The 24,712-nt window shown below is 70.8% G+C and carries 22 protein-coding genes; 16 read left to right on the top strand and 6 right to left on the bottom strand.

Going from position 1 to position 24,712, the window contains the following annotated elements; translation table 11 throughout:
• The first annotated feature begins 21 nt into the window (after positions 1–21).
• Positions 22–1,128 carry a macrolide family glycosyltransferase gene (locus tag BMW88_RS19290; RefSeq protein WP_218148130.1) on the top strand — a complete coding sequence of 369 codons (1,107 nt, stop codon included), beginning with the start codon at positions 22–24 and terminating at the stop codon, positions 1,126–1,128.
• Here the strand turns inward: BMW88_RS19290 and BMW88_RS19285 are convergent.
• The 3 genes from BMW88_RS19285 to sucC all read right to left on the bottom strand — a co-directional run bounded on the left by BMW88_RS19285 (position 1,103) and on the right by sucC (position 4,464).
• Positions 1,103–1,945 (bottom strand): alpha/beta fold hydrolase, encoded by an 843-nt coding sequence (locus tag BMW88_RS19285; protein WP_089952469.1) that lies wholly within the window; start codon positions 1,943–1,945, stop codon positions 1,103–1,105. The two genes, BMW88_RS19290 and BMW88_RS19285, sit on opposite strands and share 26 nt — an antisense overlap.
• 525 nt (positions 1,946–2,470) lie before the next feature.
• Positions 2,471–3,352, bottom strand: a complete 882-nt coding sequence (sucD, locus tag BMW88_RS19280) for a succinate--CoA ligase subunit alpha (protein ID WP_089952467.1) — start codon at positions 3,350–3,352, stop codon at positions 2,471–2,473.
• The gene (gene sucC / locus BMW88_RS19275; protein WP_089952465.1) at positions 3,352–4,464 is read right to left on the bottom strand and encodes an ADP-forming succinate--CoA ligase subunit beta; all 1,113 of its coding nucleotides are present in this window, start codon (positions 4,462–4,464) and stop codon (positions 3,352–3,354) included. The genes sucD and sucC overlap by 1 nt, the downstream gene beginning before the upstream one ends.
• A gap of 125 nt (positions 4,465–4,589) precedes the next feature.
• Between sucC and BMW88_RS19270 the strand changes: the two genes are divergently transcribed.
• The 6 genes from BMW88_RS19270 to BMW88_RS19245 all read left to right on the top strand — a co-directional run bounded on the left by BMW88_RS19270 (position 4,590) and on the right by BMW88_RS19245 (position 12,856).
• A complete protein-coding gene (locus BMW88_RS19270) occupies positions 4,590–6,299 on the top strand; it encodes a thiamine pyrophosphate-binding protein (RefSeq protein ID WP_089952464.1) in 1,710 nt (569 codons plus the stop codon).
• A 13-nt stretch (positions 6,300–6,312) separates the two neighbouring features.
• A complete protein-coding gene (gene frc, locus BMW88_RS19265; RefSeq protein WP_089952462.1) occupies positions 6,313–7,554 on the top strand; it encodes a formyl-CoA transferase in 1,242 nt (413 codons plus the stop codon).
• Positions 7,555–7,587: 33 nt separating this feature from the next.
• On the top strand, positions 7,588–9,735 hold the full coding sequence (locus BMW88_RS19260) for an acetate--CoA ligase family protein (RefSeq protein WP_089952460.1): 2,148 nt from the start codon (positions 7,588–7,590) through the stop codon (positions 9,733–9,735).
• Positions 9,736–9,887: 152 nt separating this feature from the next.
• Positions 9,888–11,396, top strand: coding sequence for an Nramp family divalent metal transporter (locus BMW88_RS19255; protein WP_245777912.1), 1,509 nt, complete (start codon positions 9,888–9,890; stop codon positions 11,394–11,396).
• Positions 11,396–11,818, top strand: a complete 423-nt coding sequence (locus BMW88_RS19250; RefSeq protein ID WP_089952458.1) for a hypothetical protein — start codon at positions 11,396–11,398, stop codon at positions 11,816–11,818. The genes BMW88_RS19255 and BMW88_RS19250 overlap by 1 nt, the downstream gene beginning before the upstream one ends.
• A 24-nt stretch (positions 11,819–11,842) precedes the next feature.
• Positions 11,843–12,856 (top strand): TerC family protein, encoded by a 1,014-nt coding sequence (locus BMW88_RS19245; protein WP_218148143.1) that lies wholly within the window; start codon positions 11,843–11,845, stop codon positions 12,854–12,856.
• Here BMW88_RS19245 and BMW88_RS19240 read toward each other — a convergent pair.
• Both BMW88_RS19240 and BMW88_RS19235 read right to left on the bottom strand, forming a co-directional pair.
• Positions 12,847–13,047, bottom strand: coding sequence for a hypothetical protein (locus BMW88_RS19240; RefSeq protein ID WP_089952454.1), 201 nt, complete (start codon positions 13,045–13,047; stop codon positions 12,847–12,849). The genes BMW88_RS19245 and BMW88_RS19240 overlap by 10 nt on opposite strands.
• A gap of 245 nt (positions 13,048–13,292) precedes the next feature.
• A complete protein-coding gene (locus BMW88_RS19235; protein ID WP_089952453.1) occupies positions 13,293–14,006 on the bottom strand; it encodes a GntR family transcriptional regulator in 714 nt (237 codons plus the stop codon).
• Positions 14,007–14,100: 94 nt separating this feature from the next.
• Between BMW88_RS19235 and BMW88_RS19230 the strand changes: the two genes are divergently transcribed.
• The 9 genes from BMW88_RS19230 to BMW88_RS19195 all read left to right on the top strand — a co-directional run bounded on the left by BMW88_RS19230 (position 14,101) and on the right by BMW88_RS19195 (position 23,210).
• Positions 14,101–15,078 (top strand): 2-dehydropantoate 2-reductase, encoded by a 978-nt coding sequence (locus tag BMW88_RS19230; RefSeq protein ID WP_089952451.1) that lies wholly within the window; start codon positions 14,101–14,103, stop codon positions 15,076–15,078.
• Between the two features lie 7 nt (positions 15,079–15,085).
• Positions 15,086–15,361, top strand: a complete 276-nt coding sequence (locus tag BMW88_RS44330) for a LysR family transcriptional regulator (RefSeq protein ID WP_218148142.1) — start codon at positions 15,086–15,088, stop codon at positions 15,359–15,361.
• Positions 15,352–15,597 (top strand): type 2 periplasmic-binding domain-containing protein, encoded by a 246-nt coding sequence (locus tag BMW88_RS42805; protein ID WP_218148129.1) that lies wholly within the window; start codon positions 15,352–15,354, stop codon positions 15,595–15,597. Before BMW88_RS44330 ends, BMW88_RS42805 begins: the two co-directional genes overlap by 10 nt.
• A gap of 97 nt (positions 15,598–15,694) precedes the next feature.
• Positions 15,695–17,620 (top strand): molybdopterin oxidoreductase family protein, encoded by a 1,926-nt coding sequence (locus BMW88_RS19220; RefSeq protein WP_089952704.1) that lies wholly within the window; start codon positions 15,695–15,697, stop codon positions 17,618–17,620.
• Positions 17,621–19,390 (top strand): NAD(P)H-dependent oxidoreductase subunit E, encoded by a 1,770-nt coding sequence (locus BMW88_RS19215; RefSeq protein ID WP_089952449.1) that lies wholly within the window; start codon positions 17,621–17,623, stop codon positions 19,388–19,390.
• Positions 19,387–20,310, top strand: a complete 924-nt coding sequence (locus BMW88_RS19210; protein ID WP_089952447.1) for a 2Fe-2S iron-sulfur cluster-binding protein — start codon at positions 19,387–19,389, stop codon at positions 20,308–20,310. Before BMW88_RS19215 ends, BMW88_RS19210 begins: the two co-directional genes overlap by 4 nt.
• A gap of 38 nt (positions 20,311–20,348) precedes the next feature.
• A complete protein-coding gene (locus BMW88_RS19205; protein WP_089952445.1) occupies positions 20,349–21,890 on the top strand; it encodes an aldehyde dehydrogenase family protein in 1,542 nt (513 codons plus the stop codon).
• Positions 21,887–22,888, top strand: a complete 1,002-nt coding sequence (locus BMW88_RS19200; RefSeq protein ID WP_245777911.1) for an acyl-CoA dehydrogenase family protein — start codon at positions 21,887–21,889, stop codon at positions 22,886–22,888. Before BMW88_RS19205 ends, BMW88_RS19200 begins: the two co-directional genes overlap by 4 nt.
• Before the next feature lie 10 nt (positions 22,889–22,898).
• A complete protein-coding gene (locus BMW88_RS19195; protein WP_143116146.1) occupies positions 22,899–23,210 on the top strand; it encodes a hypothetical protein in 312 nt (103 codons plus the stop codon).
• Here the strand turns inward: BMW88_RS19195 and BMW88_RS19190 are convergent.
• Positions 23,205–24,707 carry a thiopeptide-type bacteriocin biosynthesis protein gene (locus BMW88_RS19190; RefSeq protein ID WP_089952441.1) on the bottom strand — a complete coding sequence of 501 codons (1,503 nt, stop codon included), beginning with the start codon at positions 24,705–24,707 and terminating at the stop codon, positions 23,205–23,207. The genes BMW88_RS19195 and BMW88_RS19190 overlap by 6 nt on opposite strands.
• Positions 24,708–24,712: the final 5 nt, after the last annotated feature.

The raw sequence follows: 24,712 nt of genomic DNA, 5'->3' as shown, positions 1-24,712 counted from the left end.
TCGTTCGGCAGGATCGTGCGGATGGGGATCCTCTTCGTCACGCTCGCCGGGCACGGCCACGTCACACCGACCCTCGCGGTGGTCGAGGAGCTGGTGCGACGCGGCGTCGAGATCGACTACGCGACCGGCTCCGAGCACGCGGCAGCGGTGACCGCGGCCGGCGCGCGGTGGGTCGAGCTGCCCGCGCTGCCGGAGTTCCGCCCGGTGCGGCCCGACCCGCTCGGCGAGTGGTTCCGGCACTACTTCGCGGCGATGAGCGCGACCTACCCGGTCCTGCTCGACCGCTGCCGCACCGACCGGCCCGACCTGATCTGCTACGACGCGACGAACTGGCCCGCGCGGCTCGTCGCGCGGCGGCTCGGCATCCCGGCGGTGCGCACGCTGCCGCACATCGCCTCCAACGAGCAGCACCGGGTGATGGACGTCGACCTGAACCCGCACCTCAGCGAGGACACCGCCCGGTTCGCGGCCGAGCACGGCGTCGAGATCGACCCGTGGGGCACCGTCGAGGCCCCTGAGGCGTGCAGCGTCGTGTTCCTGCCGAGGGAGTTCCAGCCGTTCGGCGACACGTTCGACGAGACGTTCCACTTCGTCGGCCCGGTGCTCGGGCGCCGCGGCGACGAGGAGTGGTCGCCCCGCCGGACGGACCTGCCGCTGCTCTACGTCTCGCTCGGCTCGGTCATGAGCGACCCGGCGTTCTACCGGGCGTGCGCCGAGCAGTTCGGTGACGGTGCCTGGCAGGTGGTGATGTCCGCGCGGGACGCCGGCGAGGTGCCGGAGAACTTCGACGTGCGGCCGTGGTTCCCGCAGCCGGCGGTGCTGAGGCACGCCGCCGCGTTCATCAGCCACGGCGGCATGAACTCCGTCATGGAGGCGCTCCAGCAGGGCGTGCCGCTGGTGGTCGTGCCGCTGACGCCGGAGCAGGGCGAGAACGCGGACCGCGTGGCCGAGCTGGGCCTGGGCGAACGCGTCCACGACCACGCGGACCTGCGCGCGACCGTGGACCGCGTCGCCTCGAGCGACACGATCCGGCGCAACGTCGACCGGATGCGTGCCGCCATCGAGAACAGCGGCGGCGCCGCACGGGCCGCCGACGTCATCCTCAGCCGAGCACCTCGCGCAGCTTGACGCCGAACTCCTCCGGCTTGCCCGCGTAGCCGAACTCGCCACCGAGGAAACCGCCGTGGTGGCTGGGGAAGACGACAGCCTCGTCGCCAAGCAGCTTCGCGGTGTGCACGGCCGTGCGCGCGGTGAACGCGTTGCCCGTCTCCTCGCCGACCGCGATCACCACGCGAGTGGGCGCGGCCTTCAGCTCGTCGACCCGCGGGTAGTAGTCGGTGATGGGGAGCGAGGCGGTGCCGAGCAGCGGGTCGTCGCGCTTGCCGTCGTCCTCCGCGGGCACGCCGAACTGCCCGGGATCCGGGGCGGGCAGGGCGAAGTACTCGTCGGTGTACTCGCCCTGCCAGGAGCTCATCTGCATGAACGCGGCCATGCCCGCGCCCCAGCCGCCGGCCTGGTAGGCCGCGATGAACGCATCGCGCGCGCGGCGGGCGGCAGGCGCGTCGGGCAGCACGTCGATGATGGGCGGCTCGTGCGCGACGAGCGTGACCACGTCGTCCGGGTAGGCCGCGACGAGTTCGAGGGCCGTGACCGCGCCACCGCTCGACGCGAACAGGTCGACCGGGCCGCCGACGGCCTCGATCACCGCGTGGACGTCCGCCGCCTGCTGCTCGGGCGTGTTGTCGGTGCGACCGTCCGAACGGGTGCTCCTGCCGATGCCGCGCGGGTCGTAGGTGATCACCTTGCGGTCGGGGAACTGCGCTCGCAGGGCGGTGAAGCCGCTGGCGTCCATGGGCTGCCCGATCATCATCAGCGGCCGGCCGCCCTCGCCTTCCACGTCGTAGGTGATGGCCGCGTTGCCGGTTTCCAGAACGTGTGTCGCCATTGGATTCTCCCCAGTGGAGTCGGATGCGAGCAGCGTAGCCACACACGTGAACCGAGATGGGTTGACAGGCCGATCGACCTGCGCATCTCCCGCTGCCGGTGAAGATCGCACGACTCGGGCACCGGTGGCGGCAGGGGCATCGGAGAGGCGGTGACCGTCCGGCTCGTGGAGCAGGGCCCGGACGTGGTGATCACGGGACGGCGTGAGGACGTCTTGGAGGCGGCGACCGGGGCGTGGACCGCCGGCTTCGCCTTCGCGGTCGTCAGGTTCCCGGCCTCGCTCGAGGCTGGGCCACCTCCGAGCGTCGTGGCGACCGCGCGGTGCGTGCGCACCACCGCCGAGTGCGGGGGTGGGCCGGCGGAACCGCTGACTGCCCCGGGCCGCACGGACATAGGCCGAGAGCGACAGCCCGCGGGTTGGCGGACTGTCCCGGTCCCGTCACGACACGGGTCGGGACAGCCGGCCGACGACGGCACCTGGCTCGCCTCGACCCACCGGGAGGGCGGGCCGAGACGCCGCGGCCCGTCAGCCCGCCGTCAGGATCGCCCTGGCGAGCGCGGCCGTCTCGGACGGTGTCCTGCCGACCCTGATCCCGGCCGCCTCCATGGCCCGCTTCTTGGCCTCCGCCGTGCCGGAGGACCCCGAGACGATGGCACCCGCGTGGCCCATCGTCCTGCCCTCGGGCGCGGTGAAGCCGGCGACATAACCCACGACGGGCTTGGACACGTTGTCCCGCACGAACTCCGCCGCCCGCTCCTCGGCGTCGCCGCCGATCTCGCCGATCACCACGATCAGCTCGGTGTCCTGGTCGGCCTCGAACGCCGCGATCGCGTCGATGTGCGTGGTGCCGACGATCGGGTCGCCGCCGATGCCGACGCACGTGGTGAAGCCGAAGTCCTTCAGCTCGTGCATCAGCTGGTAGGTCAGCGTGCCCGACTTCGACACCAGGCCGATGGAGCCGGGCTTGGTGATGTCGGCGGGGATGATGCCCGCGTTGGACTTGCCGGGGCTGATGATGCCGGGGCAGTTGGGGCCGATGATCCTGGTCGGCGAACCGGCCGCGTGTGCCCGGAAGCGCGCCGTGTCGTGGACCGGGACGCCTTCGGTGATCACCACGGCCAGGCCGATGCCCGCGTCGACCGCCTCGGTGACGGCGTCGGCGGTGAACGCCGGTGGCACGAAGAGCACCGACACGTCCGCGCCGGTCTGCGCCATCGCCTCGGCCACCGTGCCGAACACCGGCAGCGTCACGTCGTCGAAGTCGGCGGACGTGCCCGCTTTGCGCGCGTTGACACCGCCGACGACCCGCGTGCCGGCCGCGAGCATGCGCCGCGTGTGCTTGGTGCCCTCCGAGCCCGTCATGCCCTGCACGATGACGCGGCTGTGCTCGTCGAGGAAGATCGCCATCAGGACCCCTGACCGGTCTGGGCGCCGGCGAGGGCGGCGGCACGGCGCGCCGCGTCGTCCATCGTGTGCGCCACGGTGATCAGCGGGTGCCGTGCCTCGTCGAGGATGCGGTGGCCCGCTTCGGCGTTGTTGCCGTCCAGGCGCACGACCAGCGGCTTGTCGGCGCGGTCGCCCAGCAGGCCGAGCGCCTGCACGATCCCGCCGGCCACCGCGTCGCACGCGGTGATGCCGCCGAAGACGTTCACGAACACGCTGCGCACCGACGGGTCGGAGAGCACGACGTCCAGAGCGTCGGCCATCACCTGGGCCGAGGCGCCGCCGCCGATGTCGAGGAAGTTCGCGGGCGCGGCGCCCGCCAGCGCCACGACGTCCAAAGTGGACATCACAAGCCCCGCGCCGTTGCCGATGACCCCGACGGTGCCGTCGAGCTTGACGTAGTTGAGGCCCTTCCCGGCCGCCCGCACCTCCAGCGGGTCGCCCTCGGCACCCGCGTCAGGACGAGAGTGCCGGAACGACGCGTTGTCGTCCAGCGTCACCTTGCCGTCCAGCGCCAGGATCTCGCCGGACTCGGTGCGCGCCAGCGGGTTCACCTCGACCAGGGTCGCGTCCTCGGCGACGAAGACCTTCCACAGGGCGGAAGCGATGGCGTTCACCTCCGCGGCGACGCCGGGTGGGAACACCGCGGACGCGTCGAAGGACGAAGCCGGCATCCGGGTGATGGAGTCCGCCATCTCCTCGATCTCCACGCCGCCGACGGCCGACACCATGCCGATGAACGTCCTGTTGGCACGGTCGAGCAGGAACGACAGGTAGTACTCCTCCGCGATCTCGCTCGCCTCGGTCACCAGCACCTTGCGCACGGTGTGGCCCTTGATGTCCATCCCCAGGACGGTCGAGGCCGCCGCGAAGGCTTCGTCGGGCGTCGAAGCGAGCTTGACGCCGCCGGCCTTGCCCCGTCCGCCGGTCTTCACCTGGGCCTTCACGACGACGGTCCCGCCCAGGGAGGCGGCGGCCTCGCGCGCGGACTCAGGAGTGTCCGCGACGATCCCGCGCGGAACGGGCACCCCGTACCGCTCGAAGAGGTCCCGTGCCTCGTGTTCGAAAAGATCCACCGTCTGCGTCCTCTCGCCGAAAACTCGCGGCCATCTATGGACATCCGGTTGGCAGCGGAGTAACGATATGCCTACCTCATACGGTATGCAATCTACAGTTCAACGCCAAGGGGAGCTGATCGCCGATGACGAGTTCCGCGGAGCCGGGGCCGGGGTCCGGGTCGACTGCCGAGTCCATTTCCGGAGGTCACCTGGTGGCCAAGGCGCTCAAGGCAGAGGGCGTCGACACCATCTTCACGCTGTGCGGCGGTCACATCATCGACATCTACGACGGCTGCGTGGACGAGGGCATCGCCGTCGTCGACGTCCGGCACGAGCAGGTCGCGGCGCACGCGGCCGACGGTTACGCGCGGATCACCGGCAAGCCCGGTTGTGCCGTGGTGACCGCGGGACCGGGAACCACCGACGCCGTCACGGGTGTCGCCAACGCCTTCCGCGCGGAGAGCCCGATGCTGCTGATCGGCGGCCAGGGTGCGTTGAGCCAGCACAAGATGGGCTCGTTGCAGGACCTCCCGCACGTCGACATGATGACGCCGATCACCAAGTTCGCCGCCACCGTCCCGCACACCGCCCGCATCGCGGACATGGTGTCGATGGCGTTCCGGGAGGCGAACGCCGGCGCGCCCGGCCCCTCGTTCCTGGAGATCCCGCGCGACGTCCTGGACGCCAAGGTGCCGCTGAGCACCGCCCGCATCCCGGAAGCCGGGCGCTACCGCGCGTCCACCCGCAGCGCCGGTGACCCCTGTGACGTCGAGAAGCTCGCCGACCTGCTGGTGCACGCCAGGAAGCCGGCGATCCTGCTCGGCAGCCAGGTGTGGACGACGCGCGCCACGGACTCCGCGGCCGAACTGGTGCGCACCCTCAACATCCCCGCCTACATGAACGGCGCCGGCCGCGGCACCCTGCCTCCCGGCGACGCGCACCACTTCCAGCTCTCGCGCCGCTACGCCTTCGACAACGCCGACGTGATCGTGATCGTCGGTACCCCGTTCGACTTCCGGATGGGCTACGGCCGCAGGCTCTCCGCCGACGCGACGGTCGTCCAGATCGACCTCGACTACCGCACCGTCGGCAAGAACCGCGACGTCGACCTCGGCATCGTCGGCGACGCGGACCTGGTGCTCTCCAGCGTCACGCAGGCCGCGTCGGGCCGCGAGGACAACGGCGCGATGAGCCGCAAGGTGTGGCTGGAGGAGCTGCAGGCGGTCGAGGAGGCGGCCCGGCGCAAGCGCGCGGAGCACCTGCTCTCCGACGACGTGCCGATCCACCCCTACCGCTTGGTGAGCGAGATCAACGACTTCCTCACCGAGGACTCCATCTACATCGGCGACGGCGGCGACGTCGTCACGTTCTCCGGTCAGGTCGTGCAGCCCAAGTCACCGGGTCACTGGATGGACCCCGGTCCACTCGGGACACTCGGGGTCGGCGTCCCGTTCGTGCTCGCGGCCAAGCTCGCGCGGCCGGACAAGGAGGTCGTGGCGCTCTTCGGCGACGGCGCGTTCAGCCTCACCGGCTGGGACTTCGAGACGCTGGTCCGCTACGACCTGCCGTTCGTCGGCGTCGTCGGCAACAACTCGTCGATGAACCAGATCCGCTACGGGCAGGCCGCCAAGTACGGCCTGGAGCGCGAGCGCGTCGGCAACACGCTCGGCGACGTGAAGTACGACCAGTTCGCCAAGATGCTCGGCGGCTACGGCGAAGAGGTGCGCGACCCCAAGGACATCGGGCCCGCCCTGCGCCGCGCGCGGGAGTCGGGCAAACCCTCGCTGATCAACGTGTGGATCGACCCCGACGTGTACGCGCCCGGAACCATGAACCAGACGATGTACAAGTAGGTGAGCTGACCAAATGGGTGAAACTCCGACCAAGGCCCTGGAGGGCGTCAAAGTCCTCGACATGACGCACGTGCAGTCCGGACCGTCGTCGACCCAGCTCCTCGCCTGGCTGGGTGCGGACGTCATCAAGCTGGAGACGCCGGGCAAGGGTGACATCACCCGCGGGCAGCTGCGCGATCTGCCCGATGTGGACAGTCTCTACTTCACGATGCTCAACTGCAACAAGCGGAGCATCACGCTCAACATGAAGGCCCCCGAGGGCAAGGAGGTCTTCGAGAAGCTCGTCGCCGACGTCGACGTCCTGGTCGAGAACTTCGGGCCCGGTGTCGTCGAGCGGTTCGGCTACCCGTGGGAGAAGCTGCACGAGATCAACCCCAGGCTCGTCTACGCCTCGATCAAGGGCTTCGGACCCGGCCGCTACGCCGGCTTCAAGGCGTACGAGGTGATCGCGCAGGCGATGGGCGGTTCGATGAGCACCACCGGGTTCGAGGACGGCCCGCCCCTCGCGACCGGCGCGCAGATCGGCGACTCCGGCACCGGGATCCACCTGGTGGCCGCGATCCTGGCCGCGCTGTACCAGCGGACCGGCACCGGGCGCGGGCAGCGCGTCCAGGTCGCGATGCAGGACGCCGTGCTGAACCTGTGCCGGGTGAAGCTGCGCGACCAGCAGCGGCTCGCCCACGGGCCGCTGGAGGAGTACCCGAACGAGCAGTTCTCCGACGAGGTGCCCCGCTCCGGCAACGCGTCCGGTGGTGGCCAGCCGGGCTGGGCGGTGCGGTGCGCGCCCGGCGGTCCCAACGACTACATCTACGTGATCATCCAGCCGGTCGGCTGGAAACCGCTGACCGAGCTCATCGGCAGGCCCGAGCTCGCGGAGGACCCCGCGTGGGCCACGCCGGAGGTCCGGCTCCCCAAGCTGGACAAGGCGTTCGCGCTGATCGAGGAGTGGACGGAGAAGCACACCAAGTGGGAGGTGATGGACGAGCTCAACGCCCACAACATCCCGTGCGGACCCATCCTGTCCACCAAGGAGATCATCGAGGACGAGACGCTGGCGCAGCTCGGCACCGTGGTCGAGGTGGACCACCCCGAGCGCGGCACGTTCAAGACGGTCGGCAACCCCCTCAAGCTCTCCGACTCGGTCGTCGAGGTGCAGCGCCCGCCGCTGCTCGGTGAGCACAACGACGAGGTGCTCGGCGCGCTCGGCTACAGCGCGGACCGGCTGGCCGGGCTGCGCGCCGCCGGCGTCATCTAACCGCCCACGCGAACCCCAGGGAGACGAGATCTCATGCCGGACAACGGCTACGACCGCGCCGCGGTCGAGAACGTGCTCGCGAAGGTGCGGGCGGAGGGACGGTCCTCGCTCACCGCACCCGAGGGCAAGCGGGTCTGCGACGCCTACGGGATCGCGACCCCCGCCGAGGCGCTGGCGAAGTCGTCGGAGAGCGCCGTCGCGTTCGCCGAGGAGATCGGCTACCCGGTCGTGCTCAAGATCGTGTCGCCGGACATCCTGCACAAGACCGAGGCCGGCGGTGTGCTCGTGGGGCTGCGGAACTCGGCCGAGGTCGCCGAGGGCTACCGCACGATCATCCACAACGCCAGGAACTACCGGGGCGACGCCGACATCACCGGTGTCCAGGTGCAGCAGCAGCTACCGACCGGGAACGACGTCCACGAGGTGATCGTCGGCGCCGTGACCGACGGGACGTTCGGCAAGGTCGTCGCCTTCGGCCTCGGCGGTGTGCTGGTCGAGGTGCTCAAGGACGTCACGTTCCGGCTGGCGCCCACGAGCCCCGCCGAGGCGCTGTCGATGGTCGGCGGCATCGCGGCCGCGGAGGTCCTGCGCGGTGTGCGCGGCGCGCGGGGCGTCGACGCCGGCCGGATCGCCGACCTGATCCACCGCGTCTCCGACCTCGTCACGGACTTCCCGCAGCTCGCGGAGGTCGACCTCAACCCGGTGCTGGCGACGCCCTCCGGGGCGACCGCCGTCGACGTGCGCATCCTGGTGGACGAGAACGCCGCCGAGGTGCCGCACCGGTTCACGCGGGACGAGATCCTCGCCTCGATGAACCGGATCATGAAGCCGTCGGCCGTGGCCGTGATCGGTGCCTCGAACGAAGAGGGCAAGATCGGCAACTCGGTGATGAGGAACCTCGTCAACGGCGGCTTCCAGGGCGAGATCCACCCGGTCAACCCCAAGGCGGACGAGGTGCTCGACCGCAAGGCGTTCGCGAGCGTCGCCGACGTACCGGGGGACGTCGACGTCGCGGTCTTCGCCATCCCGGCGAAGTTCGTTCCCGCGGCGTTGGAGGAGGCGGGGAAGAAGGGCGTCGCCGGCGCGATCATGATCCCGTCCGGCTTCGGCGAGACGGGCAACGTCGAGCTGCAGGACGAGATCGTCGCGATCGCCCGCAAGCACGGTGTCCGCATCCTCGGACCCAACATCTACGGCTACTACTACACGCCGGAGAACCTCTCGGCCACGTTCTGCACGCCGTACGACGTCAAGGGCGGCGTCGCCCTGTCGTCGCAGAGCGGCGGGATCGGCATGGCGATCCTCGGGTTCAGCCGTTCCTCGGGGATGGGCGTCTCCGCGATCGTCGGTGTGGGCAACAAGGCCGACATCGACGAGGACGACCTGCTGACGTTCTTCGAGCAGGACCCGAACACCCAGCTCGTCGCGATGCACCTGGAGGACCTGAAGGACGGCCGTTCCTTCGCGGAGACGGCGAAACGGGTCTCGCGGAAGAAACCGGTCGTGGTGCTCAAGGCGGGACGGACCGCCCAGGGGGCCAAGGCGGCCAGCTCGCACACCGGCGCGCTGGCGGGCGACGACCGGGTCTACGACGACATCCTCAGGCAGAGCGGCGTGATCCGCGCACCAGGGCTGAACGACCTGCTGGAGTACGCGCGCGGCATCCCGCTGCTCGCGACGCCGAAGGGCGAGAACGTCGTCATCATCACCGGCGCGGGCGGCTCCGGGGTGCTGCTCTCGGACGCCTGCGTGGACAACGGCCTCCGCCTGATGAGCATCCCGGACGACCTGGACGCGGCGTTCCGCGAGTTCATCCCGCCCTTCGGCGCGGCGGGCAACCCCGTCGACATCACCGGCGGGGAACCGCCCTCCACGTACCGGAACACGATCGCGCTCGGCCTCGCGGACGACCGCATCCATTCGCTGATCCTCGGCTACTGGCACACCATCATCACACCGCCGATGGTGTTCGCGAAGCTCGTGGTCGACGTGGTGGAGGAGTACCGGTCCAACGGCATCCACAAGCCCGTTGTCGCCTCGCTCGCCGGTGACGTCGAGGTCGAGGAAGCCAGCGAGTACCTGTACCGGAACGGAGTGGTTGCTTATCCGTACACAACGGAGAAGCCTGTCGCAGTGCTGGGTGCCAAGTACCGGTGGGCCCGTGCTGCCGGCTTGCTGTAAGCGGTCGTGAGCGCTTTCCGTTGCTGCGGCAGCGGAAAGCACTCGTGGCCGGCAAGGGAGAGATGGCCCGTCCGCGACCGTGAACACGCCCGCGGTCGCGAACCCGCCAGGGAGGTCAACGAAGACAGCCGGTCCTCTGGAGGTCGTTTACCGTGGATGATCCAAATCTGGTCGCCCGTGCGGAGGTGGCCTCGCCGCCCCGGAAAGCCGGGGAGCGCGAGGAGCGCGTCTGGCCCGCGGGCAGGCTGGAAGCGATGCCCATCAGGAAACTGCCCGACGCGCCACCGTCGATCCACCTGCTGGGCCCCACCGTCTTCCTGGTGGCACTCGGCGTGGGCATGGGCGAGGCCTACATGTGGCCCCGGCTCGTGCTGTTGTTCGGCCCGGACATCCGATGGCTCTTCCTGATCGGCGTGACCCTGCAGGCCGTCGTGATGCTGGAGATGGCCCGCTACGCCATGGCGACGGGCGAGAGCATCTTCTTCGGCGCGGCCCGCGTGTTCAAACCGATCATGTGGTTCTTCTTCGTCGTCGCGATGGCCGTCTACATCTGGCCGGGACACCTCTCCGCGGGCGCGGCGGCGCTGGAGCGGATCACCGGCATCCCGTGGGCGGTCTCGGCCTGCGTGGGCCTGGTCCTGGTCGGCGTGCTGTTCAGCCTGGCGAAGGTCATCTACAACCTGCTCGAGAACCTGCTGTCCATCCTCATCGGCGTGCTCGTCGTCAGCACCGCCGTCGTCGCGGCGATGGTCGGCACGTGGCAGGACCTCGTCACCACGGTGACCGGCATGTTCCAGTTCGGCTACCTGCCGGCGGAGGCGATGTCGGCGACGTGGTTCCCGGTCATCGTCGGCTCGATCGCCTTCGCGGGCCCGTCCGGCATGCAGCAGATGTGGTACACGCTGCACCTGCGCGACAGCGGCGCCGGCATGGGTGCGCACATCCCGAAGGTGCGCGGTCTGCGGCACGCGGGCGAAGAGGAGGAGATGCCCAGCCGCGGCTTCATGTTCGACACGTCGGACCCGGCGGAGATGGCGAAGTGGAAGGGCTGGCGGCGCTGGGTGACGTTCGACGCGCTGCTGCTCTTCTGGGGCATCACGATGCTCGTCACCGTCTCCTTCACCGTGCTCGCCCAGGCGGCCAACCGGGAGAGCCCGGACGTGAAGGCGCTGATCGAGGCGGGCGAACGGGAAGCGGCGCTCAACGGCATGTCGGACGCGTTCGCCTCCGCCGGTGGACCGGTCCTCGGCGCGGTCTTCCTCGGGTTCATCGCGTTGATCGGCCTGAACGCCACGCTGGGCCTGTTCGACTCGTTCTCCCGCGGCCAGGCCGACATGGCCTACCACTTCGTGCGCGGTGCGAAGCGGTTCGGCATGTCGCACCTCTACGCGGGGTTCCTGTGGGGCGTCATCACGTTCGGCATCGTCATCCTGTTGTGGGGGCCGGCCGACGGACCGGGAGCGATCCTCGACGTCCTCGCGTTCCTGTCGACGTTCGCGATGGGGGCCTACTGCGTGGTGCTGCTGCTGGTGAACAACCGGATGCTGCCCAAACCCATCCGCCCCAGGCTGGTCACGAACGTCATCATCGGGCTCGGTGCCGTGTTCTACCTCGGCATGCTCTTCTACAGCCTGGTCCGCTTCGGCGTCGTGGTCGACTGATGGAGACCGTGCGAGCAGTCCCCGGTGCGGCGGTCGGACTCGCCGCAGGGGTCGTCGCGGGTGGGCTGGCGGCCCTGGTCGGCCAGCCCCTCCCGTGGGCGGCGCTCACGGTGCTCGCGCTCGGGGTGCCGCTCGCGGTGCTCGGTGGCGGGCTCGGCGTCCTGCTGGCGTCGGGCCGGCTCTCGCGCGGGCGGTTCGCCCCCGTCGCGCTGTTCTGGCTGGCGGGTTTCCCGCTGGCCAGGCTGGTGCACGAGCTCACCGTGGGCCTGGTGCTCACCGGCCAGGTCCGGTTTCCCCCCGACCTGGCCGGCTTCCTCGCCTACCAGGGGATCGTGAGCCTCGGCTGGGCGATCGGTTTCCTGTGGCTGCACGAGCGGATCGCACTGCGCCTGCGCGTGCGCGCCGCCACCACGTCCCGCTGACCTTCCGCCGGAGGAGCGAGAATGCTGGATCTACCTGTCTGGGTGTGGATCGCGACCATGGGCGGCATCGCCGCCATCATCGCGTTCGACTTCTACCTGGTGGTGCGCAAACCGCACGAGCCGTCGTTCCGCGAGTCGTTGTGCTGGGTGCTCTTCTACGTCGGGCTGGCCGTCCTGTTCGGACTCGGCGTCACGGTGTTCGCCGGGCCCGGCCGCGGCGGCGAGTTCTTCGCGGGCTGGATCACCGAGTACTCGCTGAGCGTCGACAACCTGTTCGTGTTCGTGATCATCATGGCCAGGTTCGCCGTGCCGCGGGAGTACCGGCAGAAGGTGCTCATCGTCGGCATCGTCCTGGCCCTGCTGCTGCGAGCGGTGTTCATCGCGCTCGGCGCACAGGCGATCTCGCGGTTCGACTGGTTGTTCTACTTCTTCGGCGCCTTCCTGATCTTCACCGCGTGGAAGCTGGTGAAGCAGGACGAGACCGAGGAGGCCGACGTCCCGGAGAACGCCGCTCTGCGCGCGGTGAAGAGGTTCCTGCCGGCGACCACGGTCTACCACGGTGCCGCGCTGACGACGCGCGTCGACGGCAAGCGTGTGGTCACGCCCATGCTGATCGTCATGGTCGCGGTCGGCACCACGGACCTGCTGTTCGCGGTCGACTCGATCCCGGCGATCTTCGGCCTCACCAAGGAGCCCTACCTGGTGCTGACCGCCAACGCGTTCGCGTTGATGGGCCTGCGCCAGCTCTTCTTCCTGGTGGGCGGGCTGCTGGACCGCCTGGTGCACCTCAGCAAGGGCCTCGCGGTGGTGCTCGCGTTCATCGGGGTCAAGCTCATCTTCGAGGCGATGCACCACCACGGCGTCCCGTGGGCTCCGGAGATCCCGATCGCGGTGTCGCTCGGGGTGATCGTGGTGACGCTCGCCATCACCACGGTGTGGAGCCTGCACACCTCCCGGCGGGCCGCCCGGTCCGCCGTCGAGGGGGCCGAGAGCGCGCAGCGGAGCGAGGACGCTCCGGTGAGGGGCACTCAGCCGTGAAGGGTGCGGTCCTCGGCGTTCTCGCCCTGCGAACCGGGGCGGAGCGTCCTGGGCACGGCCGCGACGGCCTCGGCGTCCCTGCGCTGCTCGTCCAGCGCGGCGGACAACCCGAGGCCGATCGCGCGGCCGTCGGCGGAGGATCCCTGGCGCGGCCGGGTCAGCGACCGCGCGAAGTCCTTGAAGCGGGACATGACTTTCCTTCTCTCAGCGTCGATGGCGGCTTCCGAGGCGCGCGGCGGCCCGGAAGGCACTGCCGCACGGGAGTACCAGGGTTGCGGCCGGGGTGCTCTCCCGCGGGTACCCGTTCCGGGCCCCCGCCGACCCCATCCCTGACGCGATTCAGCATACTGCGTTTTGTATGCAATCGAACGCCATCGTGTCGCGGATCACCCGTTCGATACCAAATGACCGTTTTGGGTGATCCGCGAGGGACGACTCAGCCGTCCTCCTCGGTCTTCCGGTCGTGGTAGGTCTGGCGGGTCAGCTCCGCGTGGCGGTGCATGACCTCGCCGGCCCGCTCGGCGTCGCCGTCGGCGATGGCGGCGATCAGCTCGGCGTGCTCGTTCCACGAGTCCCGGCTGCGCGGGCGGGCGATCGGCGTGTAGTACCAGCGGACCCGGCGGTCGACGAGCCCGATCATCTCGGCCAGGACCTTGTTGCGGCCGATCGTCGCGACGGTCGCGTGCAGGTTGGCGTTCGCCTCGACCAGGCGGTCCACGTCGGCGGCGGCCAGCGCGTCCTCACCGGCCTTCTGCAGCTTCTTGAGCTGCTTCACGTCCTCTGCGGTCGCGTGCTCGGCCGCGAGCTTGGCGGAGTAGGTTTCGAGCACGCTGCGCACGGCGAGCAGCTGGTCGGCCTCCTCCTCGGTCGGGGTGTGCACGAAAGCGCCCTGGGCCGGCCGCAGGTCGACCCAGCCGTCGGTCTGCAGCCGTTGCAGGGCCTCGCGCACCGGCTGCCTGCTCACACCCAGGTACTCGGCGAGCTCGGCCTCGACCAGGTGCTGGCCGGGGGCGAGGGTGCGGTTGACGATGAGCTCGAGCAGGGCGTCGTAGACGGCTTGACGCAGCGGCGCGGGCCGTTCGACGCGGCGGCTCGCCGCGGCGCTGAGCGGCCCGCGGGCGGCCCGGCGGCCACTGGGCGAAGAGGTCATTCGGACAGAATACAGGTTTTGGTATGCAAAAAGCATTTCTGAACGGCACGCCGTCTTATGTATACTGTATGCAATATGACGATCGGGGCGTGACATGAAGATCGCTGTTCTCGGAGCCGGGGCGATCGGTGCCTACGTCGGTGCGGCCTTGCACCGTGCGGGCGTGGAAGTCCACCTGATCGCCCGCGGAGCCCATCTCGCCGCCATGCGGGAGCGCGGCGTGCGGGTGCTGAGCCCGCGCGGTGACTTCACCGCGCGGCCACCCGTGACCTCCGATCCCGGCGAGGTGGGCGAGGCCGACTACGTCTTCCTCGGCCTGAAGGCGTACTCGTACGCGTCCTCGGGAGAGCTGCTGGCGCCGCTCATGGGGCCGCGCACCGCCGTGATCGCGGCGCAGAACGGGATCCCCTGGTGGTACTTCCACGGCATGACAGGGCATCCGCTCGAAGGGCGCCGGATCGAGGCCGTGGATCCCGGTGGCTCCGTCACCGCCGTACTGCCCATGGAACGGGCGATCGGCTGCGTCGTCTACTGCTCGACCGAGATCGAGGCGCCGGGCGTGGTCCGGCACCTGGAGGGCACGCGGTTCTCGATCGGCGAGCCGGACCGGTCGATCTCGCCGCGCTGCACGGCGCTGAGCGAGGCCATGATCGCGGGTGGGCTGAAGTGCCCGGTGGAGGAGGACGTCCGCGAGGACATCTGGATCAAGCTGATGGGCAACGTGGCCTTCAACCCGTTGAGCGCGCTGACCCGCGCGACGATGGCGGAGATCTGCGACCACTCCGACAGCCGCGACCTGGTGGCCCAGATGATGGCCGAGACCCTGACCATCGCGCGCGCCGCGGGCTGCGACCCGAAGATCTCCATCGACAAGCGCATCGACGGCGCCCGCCGCGTCGGGCACCACAAGACCTCGATGCTGCAGGACCTCGAAGCGGGCAAGCGGCTGGAGATCGACGCGATCATCGGCGCGGTGGTGGAGATCGCCGAGCTGACCCGCGTGCCGGCGCCGACGCTGCGGCACGTCTACGCGGCGATCGACCTCCTCTCGCGCACGTCGCTGGTGTCGTAGTTGTTGGCTGCGCCAGCTCGAGTACCTGGTCGCCCTGGCCCGTGAACGCCACTTCGCCCGCGCGGCCGAGGCCTGCCACGTCTCGCAGCCGTCGCTGTCGGCGGCGATCAGCAAGCTCGAACGCGTCCTGCTGTGGGCGCACCGCGTGCTCGCCGACCGCGATGCCCCGCGGCAGGACTTCTCGCGCATGCGCCAGTCGCTCTCCGGTGTGTTGCGGATCGGCGCCATCCCCACCGCCCTGCCGGCCGCGCCGTTCCGCCGGCGTCACCCGACGTGCGGGTGACGCCGGAGTCGTTGTCGTCGCAGGAGATCGTGCGACGGCTGGACGAGTTCGAGCTCGACATCACGATGACCTGCGTCGACGGCTCGGTCCGCGCCCTGCCGCTGTACGAGGAGCGCTACGTCCTGCTGGCACCGGCGGACGATGAGATCGCCTCCCGGTCGGTGGCGCGGTGGGCTGAGGTGGCCGGCGGGAAGCTCGCGGGGACGGGCGCGCACTCGTACGCGGTCCGGGGCTGACGCCGGGTCGGCCGGTGGCGCCGGTCCGGTGCCGCGACGGAAATGGGGCTAGCGCGGGCCGCAGATTGCATACAGTATGGAGACCGGAGGTGTCGCGATGAGCAGGCGGAAGAAGACCGAGCCCTACGTGCGGCTGACCCAGCCCTTGGTGCGGGAGGCGGGTGTGCTGCGGCCGGCCACCTGGGACGAGGCCCTGGACGTTGCGGCGGAGGGCTTCCGCCGCAACGTCGCGCGGGGCGGGCCGGACGCGTTCGGCATGTTCTCGTGCGCGCGGGCCACCAACGAGATGAACTACATGGCCCAGAAGTTCACGCGCGCGGTGATCGGGACGAACAACGTCGACTCGTGCAACCGCACGTGCCACGCCCCGAGCGTGGCGGGGCTGGCCAAGGTGTTCGGCAGCGGCGGTGGCACCTCCTCCTACCAGGAGATCGAGGACGCCGACCTGATCGTGCTGTGGGGCTCCAACGCCCGCGAGGCGCACCCGATCTTCTTCCAGCACGTGCTGAAGGCGGTCAACCGGGGCGCGCGGCTCTACGTGGTCGACCCGAGGCTGACCAGCACGGGCAAGTGGGCGCACCGGTGGCTGCGGCTCAACGTCGGCACGGACATCCCGCTGGCCCACGCCATCGCCCGCGAGATCATCGCCTCGGGACTGGTCAACCAGTCGTTCGTCGACCGCGCCACCGAGGGCTACGCGGACTTCGTGAAGGCCGTCGAGCCGTGGACGCTGCCGGTCGCCGAGCTGGAGACCGGGGTGCCGGCCGAGCTGATCCGCGAGCTCGCGCACGCCTACGCCAAGGCGGACCGCGCGCAGCTGAGCTGGACGCTCGGCATCACCGAGCACCACAACGGCACCGACAACGTGCTGAGCCTCATCAACCTGTCGCTGCTCACCGGCCAGGTCGGGAGGTACGGCGCGGGACTGAACCCGTTGCGGGGCCAGAACAACGTGCAGGGCGGTGGCGACATGGGCGCCATCCCCGACCGGCTGCCGGGCTTCCAGGACGTCACCGACCCGGACGTCGTCGCGAAGTTCAACACGGCGTGGGGTGCCGACGTGCCGCCGCAGAAGGGTTGGAACCTCACCCAGATGCTGGAGGCGATGGAACGCGGTGACCTGACCACCGTCTACATCATCGGCGAGAACCCGGTGCAGTCCGAGGCCGACTGCGAGCACACGGTCAAGCGGCTGTCCAACCTGGACCACGTGGTGGTGCAGGACATCTTCCTCACCAAGACCGCGCAGCTCGCCCACGTCGTGCTCCCGGCGGCGGCCGCCTGGTGCGAGACCGACGGCACGTTCACCAACAGCGAGCGGCGCGTCCAGCGGGTGCGCAAGGCCCTCACACCGCCGGAGGGCGCGCGCGACGACATCGAGATCATGGGCGAGATCGCGCGGCGGCTCGGCGCGGACTGGCAGCACAAGACCGGCGAGGACGTGTGGGACGAGCTGCGCGGCCTGTCCCCGTTGCACACCGGCATGTCCTACCGGCGGCTGGAGGAGCTCGGCGGCATCCAGTGGCCGTGCCCGAGCGAGGACTCCCTCGAACCGAGCTTCCTGCACGGCAGGCTGTGGGAGGACGACCCGGTCAAGCGCGGCACGCCGGCCGCGTTCTCGCCGGTGCCGCACAGCCCGCCGGTCGACGAGCTGACCGAGGAGTTCCCGTTCCGGCTCACCACCGGGCGGCGGCTCGACTCCTACAACACCGGCGTCCAGTCCGGCGGCTTCGAGTCGCCGCTGCGCCGGGGCGAGACGCTCGACCTGCACCCCCGTGACGCCGCGGCGCTCGGCGTCCGGGAGGGCGAACAGGTGCGGATCACGTCCCGGCGCGGGCAGATCCAGGCGCCGGTGCGGTTCGACGACGGGCTCAAGCCGGGACTGGTGTTCATGACGTTCCACTTCCCGGACGAGATCGACGTCAACGTGCTCACGATCGAGGCGACCTGCCCGATCGCCGGCACCGCCGAGTACAAGGCCGCGGCCATCCGCATCGACAAGATCCCGGTGGAGGTGGGCTGAGTGGACCTCAAGCTGCTCGACGCCGAGCCCTCCGAGGCCGAACGCGTCGTCGTCGACCTGTTCACCGGCGCGGGACGGGACCAGTTGCTGCCCGCCCTGCACGCCGTCAACGACCGGGTCGGCTGGATCAGCCAGGGCGCGCTGAACCACATCTGCCGCGTCCTGCACGTGCCACCGGCCGAGGCGTACGGGGTGGCGAGCTTCTACTCGCTGTTCTCGCTGACCGAGCGGCCGGCCAGGATCGTGCACATCTGCGTCGACCTGGCCTGCCGGCTCAACGGCGCGCAACCGTTGTGCGACCGGCTGACCGACGAGCTCGGGCCGGCGGGAGCGCGCAGCGGCTGGCTGCGCAGCCCCTGCCTCGGGGTGTGCGAGAAGGCGCCCGCGGCACTGGCGTTCGAGGCGGGGGAGGTGGCGAAGGAGCAGCTCCTGGCACCCACCAACGCCGGTGAGGTGATCGCGGTGGCGGCCACCGGTCCCACCCGCGCCGCCGACGGGCGGGCCGAGGTGCCGCAGGCGGGGCAGGCCGGCCTGCGGCTGCTCAAGCGGGTCGGCGTCGTCGACCCGGAGTCGCTGGACGACTACCGGGCCGCGGGCGGCTACGCGGCGTTGCGGACGGCGTTGCGCCTGGGACCGGCCGACGTGATCCGCGAGATCTCCGACGCCGGGCTGGTGGGCCGCGGCGGCGCGGCGTTCCCGACGGGGCGCAAGTGGGACGCGACCGCCCGCCAGCCCGTCCGCCCGCACCACCTGGTGTGCAACGCGGACGAGAGCGAGCCCGGCACGTTCAAGGACCGGCTGCTGATGGAGGGGGACCCGTTCGCGGTGATCGAGTCGATGACGATCGCCGGGTTCGCCGCCGGCTGCTCGCGCGGCTACCTCTACCTGCGCGGTGAGTACCCGCGGGCGCTGCACCTGCTGCGCAACGCCATCTCGAAGGCGCGCGAGCGGAACTTCCTCGGCGAGGACGTCATGGGCCACCGGGGTTTCTCGTTCGACATCGAGATCCGCCGCGGCGCGGGCGCGTACATCTGCGGCGAGGAGACCGCGATCTTCAACTCCATCGAGGGCTTCCGCGGGGAACCGCGCTCGAAGCCGCCGTTCCCGGTCGAGTCGGGGCTCTTCGGCCGACCGACCGTGGTCAACAACGTGGAGACGCTGGTCAACGTGCCGCTGATCCTCACGGAGGGGTGCGAGGCGTACCGGCGCATCGGCACCGGGGCGTCCACCGGGCCGAAGCTGTTCTGCCTGTCGGGCAACGTGAGGCGTCCGGGCGTGTACGAGGTGCCGTTCGGCACCACGCTCGGGGAGCTCCTCGACCTGGCGGGTGGCGTGCCGCCAGGCCGGGAGCTGCGAGCGGTACTGCTCGGCGGGGCGGCAGGCGGGTTCGTCCGCCCGGACGAGCTCGACCTGCCGCTCACCCTGGAGGACGCGCGGGCCGCCGGCACCACGCTCGGCTCCGGTGTCGTGCTGGTGCTGGACGACACCGCGGACCTGGGCGGCTTCCTGTTGCGCATCGCCGCCTTCTTCCGCGACGAGTCGTGCGGGCAGTGCGTGCCGTGCCGGATCGGCACCGTGCGCCAGGAGGAGGCGCTGCACCGGTTGGTGGGCAAGCGCCCGCTGGGCACTTCGGCGGCGGACCTCCAGCTGCTGCGGGAAGTCGGGCAGGTCATGCGCGACTCGTCCATCTGCGGTCTCGGCCAGACCGCGTGGAACGCCATCGAATCGGCTCTCGACCGGCTGGGCTACGCAGTGGAGGCAGCATCGTGACGATCGTGGAAATCGGTCTGCCGAAGCGGCTCGTCGAGGTGACGCTGGACGGCGAAAGCGTTCGTGTGCCGGAAGGAGTGACCATCCTGGACGCCTGCACGGCGGTCGGGAAGTCGATCCCGACACTCTGCTACGGCGACACGTTGAAGCCCGCAAACGCTTGTCGCATCTGCATGGTCGAGGTCGAAGGGGCGCGCACGCTGGTGCCGTCGTGCTCACGCAAGGTCGAGCCCGGCATGGTCGTGCGCACCGACTCCGAACGCACACAGCACAGCCGCAAGCTGGTGCTGGAGCTCCTCGGGTCCGCCACGGACCTCTCCACCACGCCGCACGTGGACGAGTGGATGTCGGCGTGCGGCGCCGACCCCTCCCGGTTCGGCCCGCCGGCGCCCCCGGCGGCCGACCGCGACGACCGCCGGCCGGGCGAGCACGAGGAGGTCGACGGGTCGGTCGCCGCGACTGTGCGGCAACCGACCAAAGTGGACAATCCGCTGTACGTCCGCGACTACGGCAAGTGCATCCTGTGCTACAAGTGCGTGGACGCGTGCGGCGACCAGTGGCAGAACAGCTTCGCGATCTCGGTGGCCGGCCGGGGTTTCGACGCCCGGATCTCCACGGAGTTCGCCACGCCGCTGCCCGAAAGCGCTTGCGTCTACTGCGGCAACTGCATCGAGGTCTGCCCGACCGGTGCGCTGAGCTTCAAGAGCGAGCACGACAAGCGCGAGAACGGCACCTGGGACGAAGAGGCGCAGACCCGGACCACCACGATCTGCACCTTCTGCGGTGTCGGCTGCAACCTGACGCTGCACGTGCAGGACAACGAGATCGTCAAGGTCACTTCGCCGCACGACAGCACCGTCACGCACGGAAACCTGTGCATCAAGGGCCGTTTCGGCTGGCAGCACGTGCAGAACCGCTGATCGAACGGCCACACTTCGCCCGGCAGGAAGGCCGCCCGATGTCGTTGATCCTCAAACCCGGCACCTCGTGGGACGAGGTCTATTCGCAGTGCGTCCGGATCGCGCCCGAGGCGTTCCACGACGATCGGCTGCTCAACCACCTCGGCGGTGCGTGGAGCCGCGCCGGCGAACCGGTGCCCGCCACGAGCCCCGTCGACGGCTCCACGATCGCGGGCCCGCCGTTCCTGGACTTCGACGTCGCGGGCCGCGCGGTGGTCTCCGCCGTCGAGCAGCACGTGGCGTGGCGCGAAGTGCCTCTCGCGCAACGCAAAGCGCGCGTGTCCGCGGCGCTGGACGCCCTGGCCGAGCACCGCGACCTGCTGGCGTTGCTGCTGGTGTGGGAGATCGGCAAGCCGTGGCGGCTCGCGACGGCCGACGTCGACCGCTGCGTCGAGGGCGTCCGCTGGTACGTCGAGGAGATCGACGCGATGCTGGCGGGCCGGACGCCGCTGTCCGGACCGGTGAGCAACATCGCCTCGTGGAACTACCCGATGAGCGTGCTGATGCACGCGATGCTCGTGCAGGCGCTGGCGGGCAACGCGGTCATCGCCAAGGCGCCGACCGACGGCGGCGTGAGCTGCCTGACGCTCGCGACCGCGCTGGCCGTCCGCTCCGGCCTGCCGCTCACCCTGGTCAGCGGCAGCGGGTCCGAGCTCGCGCCGGTGCTGGTCGGGTCGTCGTTCCTGGGCTGCGTGTCCTTCGTGGGCGGCCGGGACGTCGGCGGTGCCATCGCGGCTCGGCTGGTCGACTCGAACCGGCGGCACGTGCTGGAGCAGGAGGGGCTGAACTGCTGGGGCGTCTGGGAAACCGACTCCTGGGACGTGCTCGGCGCGCAGATCCGCAAGGCCTTCGACTACGGCAAGCAGCGTTGCACCGCCTACCCGCGCTATGTGGTGCAACGGTCGTTGTTCGACAAGTTCCTCGACGTCTACCTGCCCGCCGTGCGGGACGTGACGTTCGGCCACCCGCTCGCCGTCGCCTCGCCCGGCGACGAGCTGCCCGCGCTGGACTACGGGCCGTTGATCAACGACGCGAAGGCCAAGGAGCTCGGCGACGTCGTGCAGGAGGCGGTCCGGGCCGGTGGCGTGCCGCTGTACCGCGGCTCGCTCGGCTCCGGCAGGTTCCTGCCGGGCCAGCAGACCGCCGCCTACCTGGCGCCGGTCGCGATCCTCGACCCGCCGCGGTCCTCCGTCCTGCACCACGCGGAACCGTTCGGACCGGTCGACACGATCGTCCTGGTCGACACCGAGGCGGAGCTGCTGGCCGCGATGAACGCCTCGAACGGCGCGCTGGTCGCGTCGCTGGCGTGTGACGACGAAGCGACCGCCCGGCGGTTGAGCGCGGACATCCAGGCGTTCAAGGTCGGCATCAACAAGCCGCGTTCGCGTGGCGACCGCGACGAGGTGTTCGGTGGCCGTGGCGCCTCTTGGCGCGGTGCGTTCGTAGGCGGCGCGTTGCTCGTACACGCCGTCACCGAGGGCCCGCCCGGTGAACGCCCGTACGGCAACTTCCCCTCCTACTCGCTCTACCCGCCGACGTGACGTACCGGGCGGACCTGCTCCGCATCGTGCGGAACGTGGTGGCGCCCTCCGCCGCCGACGTCGACCAGCGGGCCAGCTTCCCCCGTGCCGCCCTGAACGCCCTCGGCGCGCGGGGCCTGCTGGGGATGACGATCTCGCGGGCGGTGGGCGGGGGAGGGCAGGACCTGCGGTCGGCGGCACGGGTCGTCGAACACGTCGCCGGCGTCTGCGGCGCGACGGCTTCCGTGCTGCGCTCGCACTACGCCGCGTGCGCCGTGCTGGACCGCTCCGGCCCCCACCGGGTGCGGGCGGAGATCGCGGCCGGCCGGCACCTGACCACGCTGGCCGCCTTCGGCGCGTCCGGCGAGGTGTCCGCGCACGGCGACGTGGTGCAGGTCCGTGCGCGCAAGAGCTGGGTGATCGCGGCCGGCGAGGCGGACAGCTACGTCTGGTCCAGCGGCTCGGCGCTGTGGCTCGTCCCGGCCCAGGCGCCAGGCCTGCTGGTGCCGGCCGACCACGCCGCGATGGGCCTGCGGGGAACCGTCGCCACGTGCGTGCGGGCCGACCCGGTCCGCGTGCCGGCGTCCAACAGGTTGTGGTCGGAGGAGCTCGCGCTCCCGTGGTTCCTGGTGCTGGGGGCGGCGGTGTCGCTCGGTCTGATGGAGGGCGCGCTGGCGGCGGCGCTGGGCCACCTCGGCGGCGGCGATCCGCGCACCAGGGCCGACCTGGCCCGGATGCGGCTGCGCACGGACTCGGTCCGGGTGCTCTGCAACGACACGCTGTCCGCCGTGACGTGGCACCCGGAACGGTCCGCCGACCGCGTGCGGCTGCTGGCGGTCACCGCGACCGAGGCGGCCGTCGCGGTGACGGACCTGGCGATGAAGGTGTGCGGCGATGCGGCGTTCCGCCGCGACCTCGGCATCGAACGCCGGTTCCGGGACGCGCGGGCGGCGGCCGCGATCGAGCCGACGGTGGACTTCCTGCTGGACGAGGTGGAGATGCGGTCATCGGTTGGCTAGGGTCGCCGCCATGTCCTCCTGGCCACCGGAACAGCAGTGGAGTCAGCCCGCTCGGCCAGGATCCCGCGGGGGACCGCTGCTGGGCGTGCTGGCCCTGTGCCTCGGCGTGGCCGGGGTCGTGGTGACGTTCCTCCCGGTCGACCTGACCGGCACCCGCGCGTACCTGGCGTGGGTCTTCGGGTTGCCGGGTCTCGTGGTGGCCGTGTTCGGTCTGCTCGGCGACCGCGCAGGCAAGGCGATGGCGGCGATCGGCGCGGTGCTGTCGTTGCTGGCCGTGGCCATCGGCGTCATCACCATCGGCAACGTCGTCGGCGTGCTATGACGCGAGCGGCAGGAAGTAGACGAGCGCGTCGTCCACGCCGTCGAGCCCGATGACGTCGTGGGCGATGTCGTCGTAGAACCCGCCGACCAGCCCGGTGCGGATGCCCTGGCTCGCCGCCGTCACGGTGAGGTTCTGGGCCAGGTGACCGGCTTCGGTGAACGCGAACCTGAGCGCACGCAGGCCGTAGGTGCGCCTGAGCTCACCGATCCTGATGTACAGGGCCAGGACCGCGGGGGTCGCGGCCAGTTCGGTGGTGCCCTCGCCGAACCACATCGAGGTGGCTTCGAGGTCCTCGACCGACGGGGCGTCGCCGAGGCGGACGAGGGTCCGGCCGAGCTCGTCGACCTCGTAGCTGCCTGATGCGAGGCCTTGGACGTCGAGCGCGACGAGCCTCAGGCGGGCGCAGTACCTGGCGCCGGCGCTCGGGTAGGGCCTCCTGCCGTCCGCCGGGGACATCGAGGTCCACAGCAGCGTGCCCAGGCGGTCTGCACCGAGGGTGCCTCGCAGGTCCCGGCTGGTCCTGCGGGAGCGCAGGGGTCCGGCGAGCTTTTCGTCCACCGTGGACTCCAGTGGAGTTCGCGGCAGCCAGGGCGCGAACTGCTGCGGGACGGGCGCGGTCCGGCGCGGGAGCTGGTCGGCGAACCCCGGCAGGAACTTGCTCGCTTCCAGGTACCGGCGGTCCGGGGCGGTCGCGCCGTCGTCGTGGAAGCCGGTCAGGCCGGTGGGGGACAGGGCCGCCGCCGCGGTGGTCCAGCAGATCGTGCGCTCCTCGTTGGGCGTGATGCCCAGGCGGTTGAGCAGCATGTGCAGCTGCGAGGCCCAGACGTGGGGGAGCCAGGTCGCCAGTTCCTCGACGGCGGCGCGGATCGCGGCGACCCAGTGGGCGGTGGCTCCCGTGGGTTCGCGGTGCCACCTGCCGGCCAGGTCCTCACCGCGGTGGGCGATGAGCCGGTGGGCGGCGGTGTGGGAGCCCAGGGTCGGGGCGGGTGCCCACTCGTCCACGTTGCGCCAGCTCGTGCCGAGGGTGCGCAGCCAGGACGCGGCTCGCGGCAGGTCCAGGCCGAGCGCGCGGGCGGTCGCGACGGTCAGCTCGATGGCGGCGGTGAGGCGGGCGCTGTCCGTGCGGGCGGCCTTGAGGACCGCCACGGCCACCTCCGTGCTGCGGCAGAACACCTCTTCCGCGACGGGGAGTGCTTTCGGGCCGCCGTAGCGCGCGGTCTCCGGGACGTACTCGGCCTCGCGGACGTCTCCGTGCGGCAGCCAGCCCGGTTCGTCGCCGGTGGTCTCGAACTCCTGTGCCGCGATGAGGTCGCGCAGCACGGTGCCGAGCCGGCCGGGATCTCCCTTGACGCGCACGCGCAGGTGCGGGCCGGTCTCCCAGTAGCGCAGGAAGTACCACTCGTGGGCGGCCATGGCGGGGGCGAGCGCGTCGGCGATGAAGGTGTCGACGTCCGCCCGCCGCCAGTTCACCCTGCAGTGCAGGCCGGTCCAGGTCACAGCTG

The organism is Lentzea xinjiangensis, from assembly GCF_900110955.1.
GTDB lineage: Bacteria > Actinomycetota > Actinomycetes > Mycobacteriales > Pseudonocardiaceae > Lentzea > Lentzea xinjiangensis.
Note: the sequence above shows the minus strand (reverse complement) of the source record. Positions and strands in the feature narration are given on the sequence as shown.

Bases quoted from the DNA above. Each gene is read 5' to 3' on its own strand.
- BMW88_RS19290 (WP_218148130.1), top strand. From the start codon at position 22: ATGGGGATCCTCTTCGTCACGCTCGCCGGGCACGGCCACGTCACACCG.
- BMW88_RS19285 (WP_089952469.1), bottom strand. From the start codon at position 1,945: ATGGCGACACACGTTCTGGAAACCGGCAACGCGGCCATCACCTACGAC.
- sucD (WP_089952467.1), bottom strand. From the start codon at position 3,352: ATGGCGATCTTCCTCGACGAGCACAGCCGCGTCATCGTGCAGGGCATG.
- BMW88_RS19270 (WP_089952464.1), top strand. From the start codon at position 4,590: ATGACGAGTTCCGCGGAGCCGGGGCCGGGGTCCGGGTCGACTGCCGAG.
- frc (WP_089952462.1), top strand. From the start codon at position 6,313: ATGGGTGAAACTCCGACCAAGGCCCTGGAGGGCGTCAAAGTCCTCGAC.
- BMW88_RS19260 (WP_089952460.1), top strand. From the start codon at position 7,588: ATGCCGGACAACGGCTACGACCGCGCCGCGGTCGAGAACGTGCTCGCG.
- BMW88_RS19250 (WP_089952458.1), top strand. From the start codon at position 11,396: ATGGAGACCGTGCGAGCAGTCCCCGGTGCGGCGGTCGGACTCGCCGCA.
- BMW88_RS19240 (WP_089952454.1), bottom strand. From the start codon at position 13,047: ATGTCCCGCTTCAAGGACTTCGCGCGGTCGCTGACCCGGCCGCGCCAG.
- BMW88_RS19235 (WP_089952453.1), bottom strand. From the start codon at position 14,006: ATGACCTCTTCGCCCAGTGGCCGCCGGGCCGCCCGCGGGCCGCTCAGC.
- BMW88_RS19230 (WP_089952451.1), top strand. From the start codon at position 14,101: ATGAAGATCGCTGTTCTCGGAGCCGGGGCGATCGGTGCCTACGTCGGT.
- BMW88_RS19220 (WP_089952704.1), top strand. From the start codon at position 15,695: ATGAGCAGGCGGAAGAAGACCGAGCCCTACGTGCGGCTGACCCAGCCC.
- BMW88_RS19205 (WP_089952445.1), top strand. From the start codon at position 20,349: ATGTCGTTGATCCTCAAACCCGGCACCTCGTGGGACGAGGTCTATTCG.
- BMW88_RS19195 (WP_143116146.1), top strand. From the start codon at position 22,899: ATGTCCTCCTGGCCACCGGAACAGCAGTGGAGTCAGCCCGCTCGGCCA.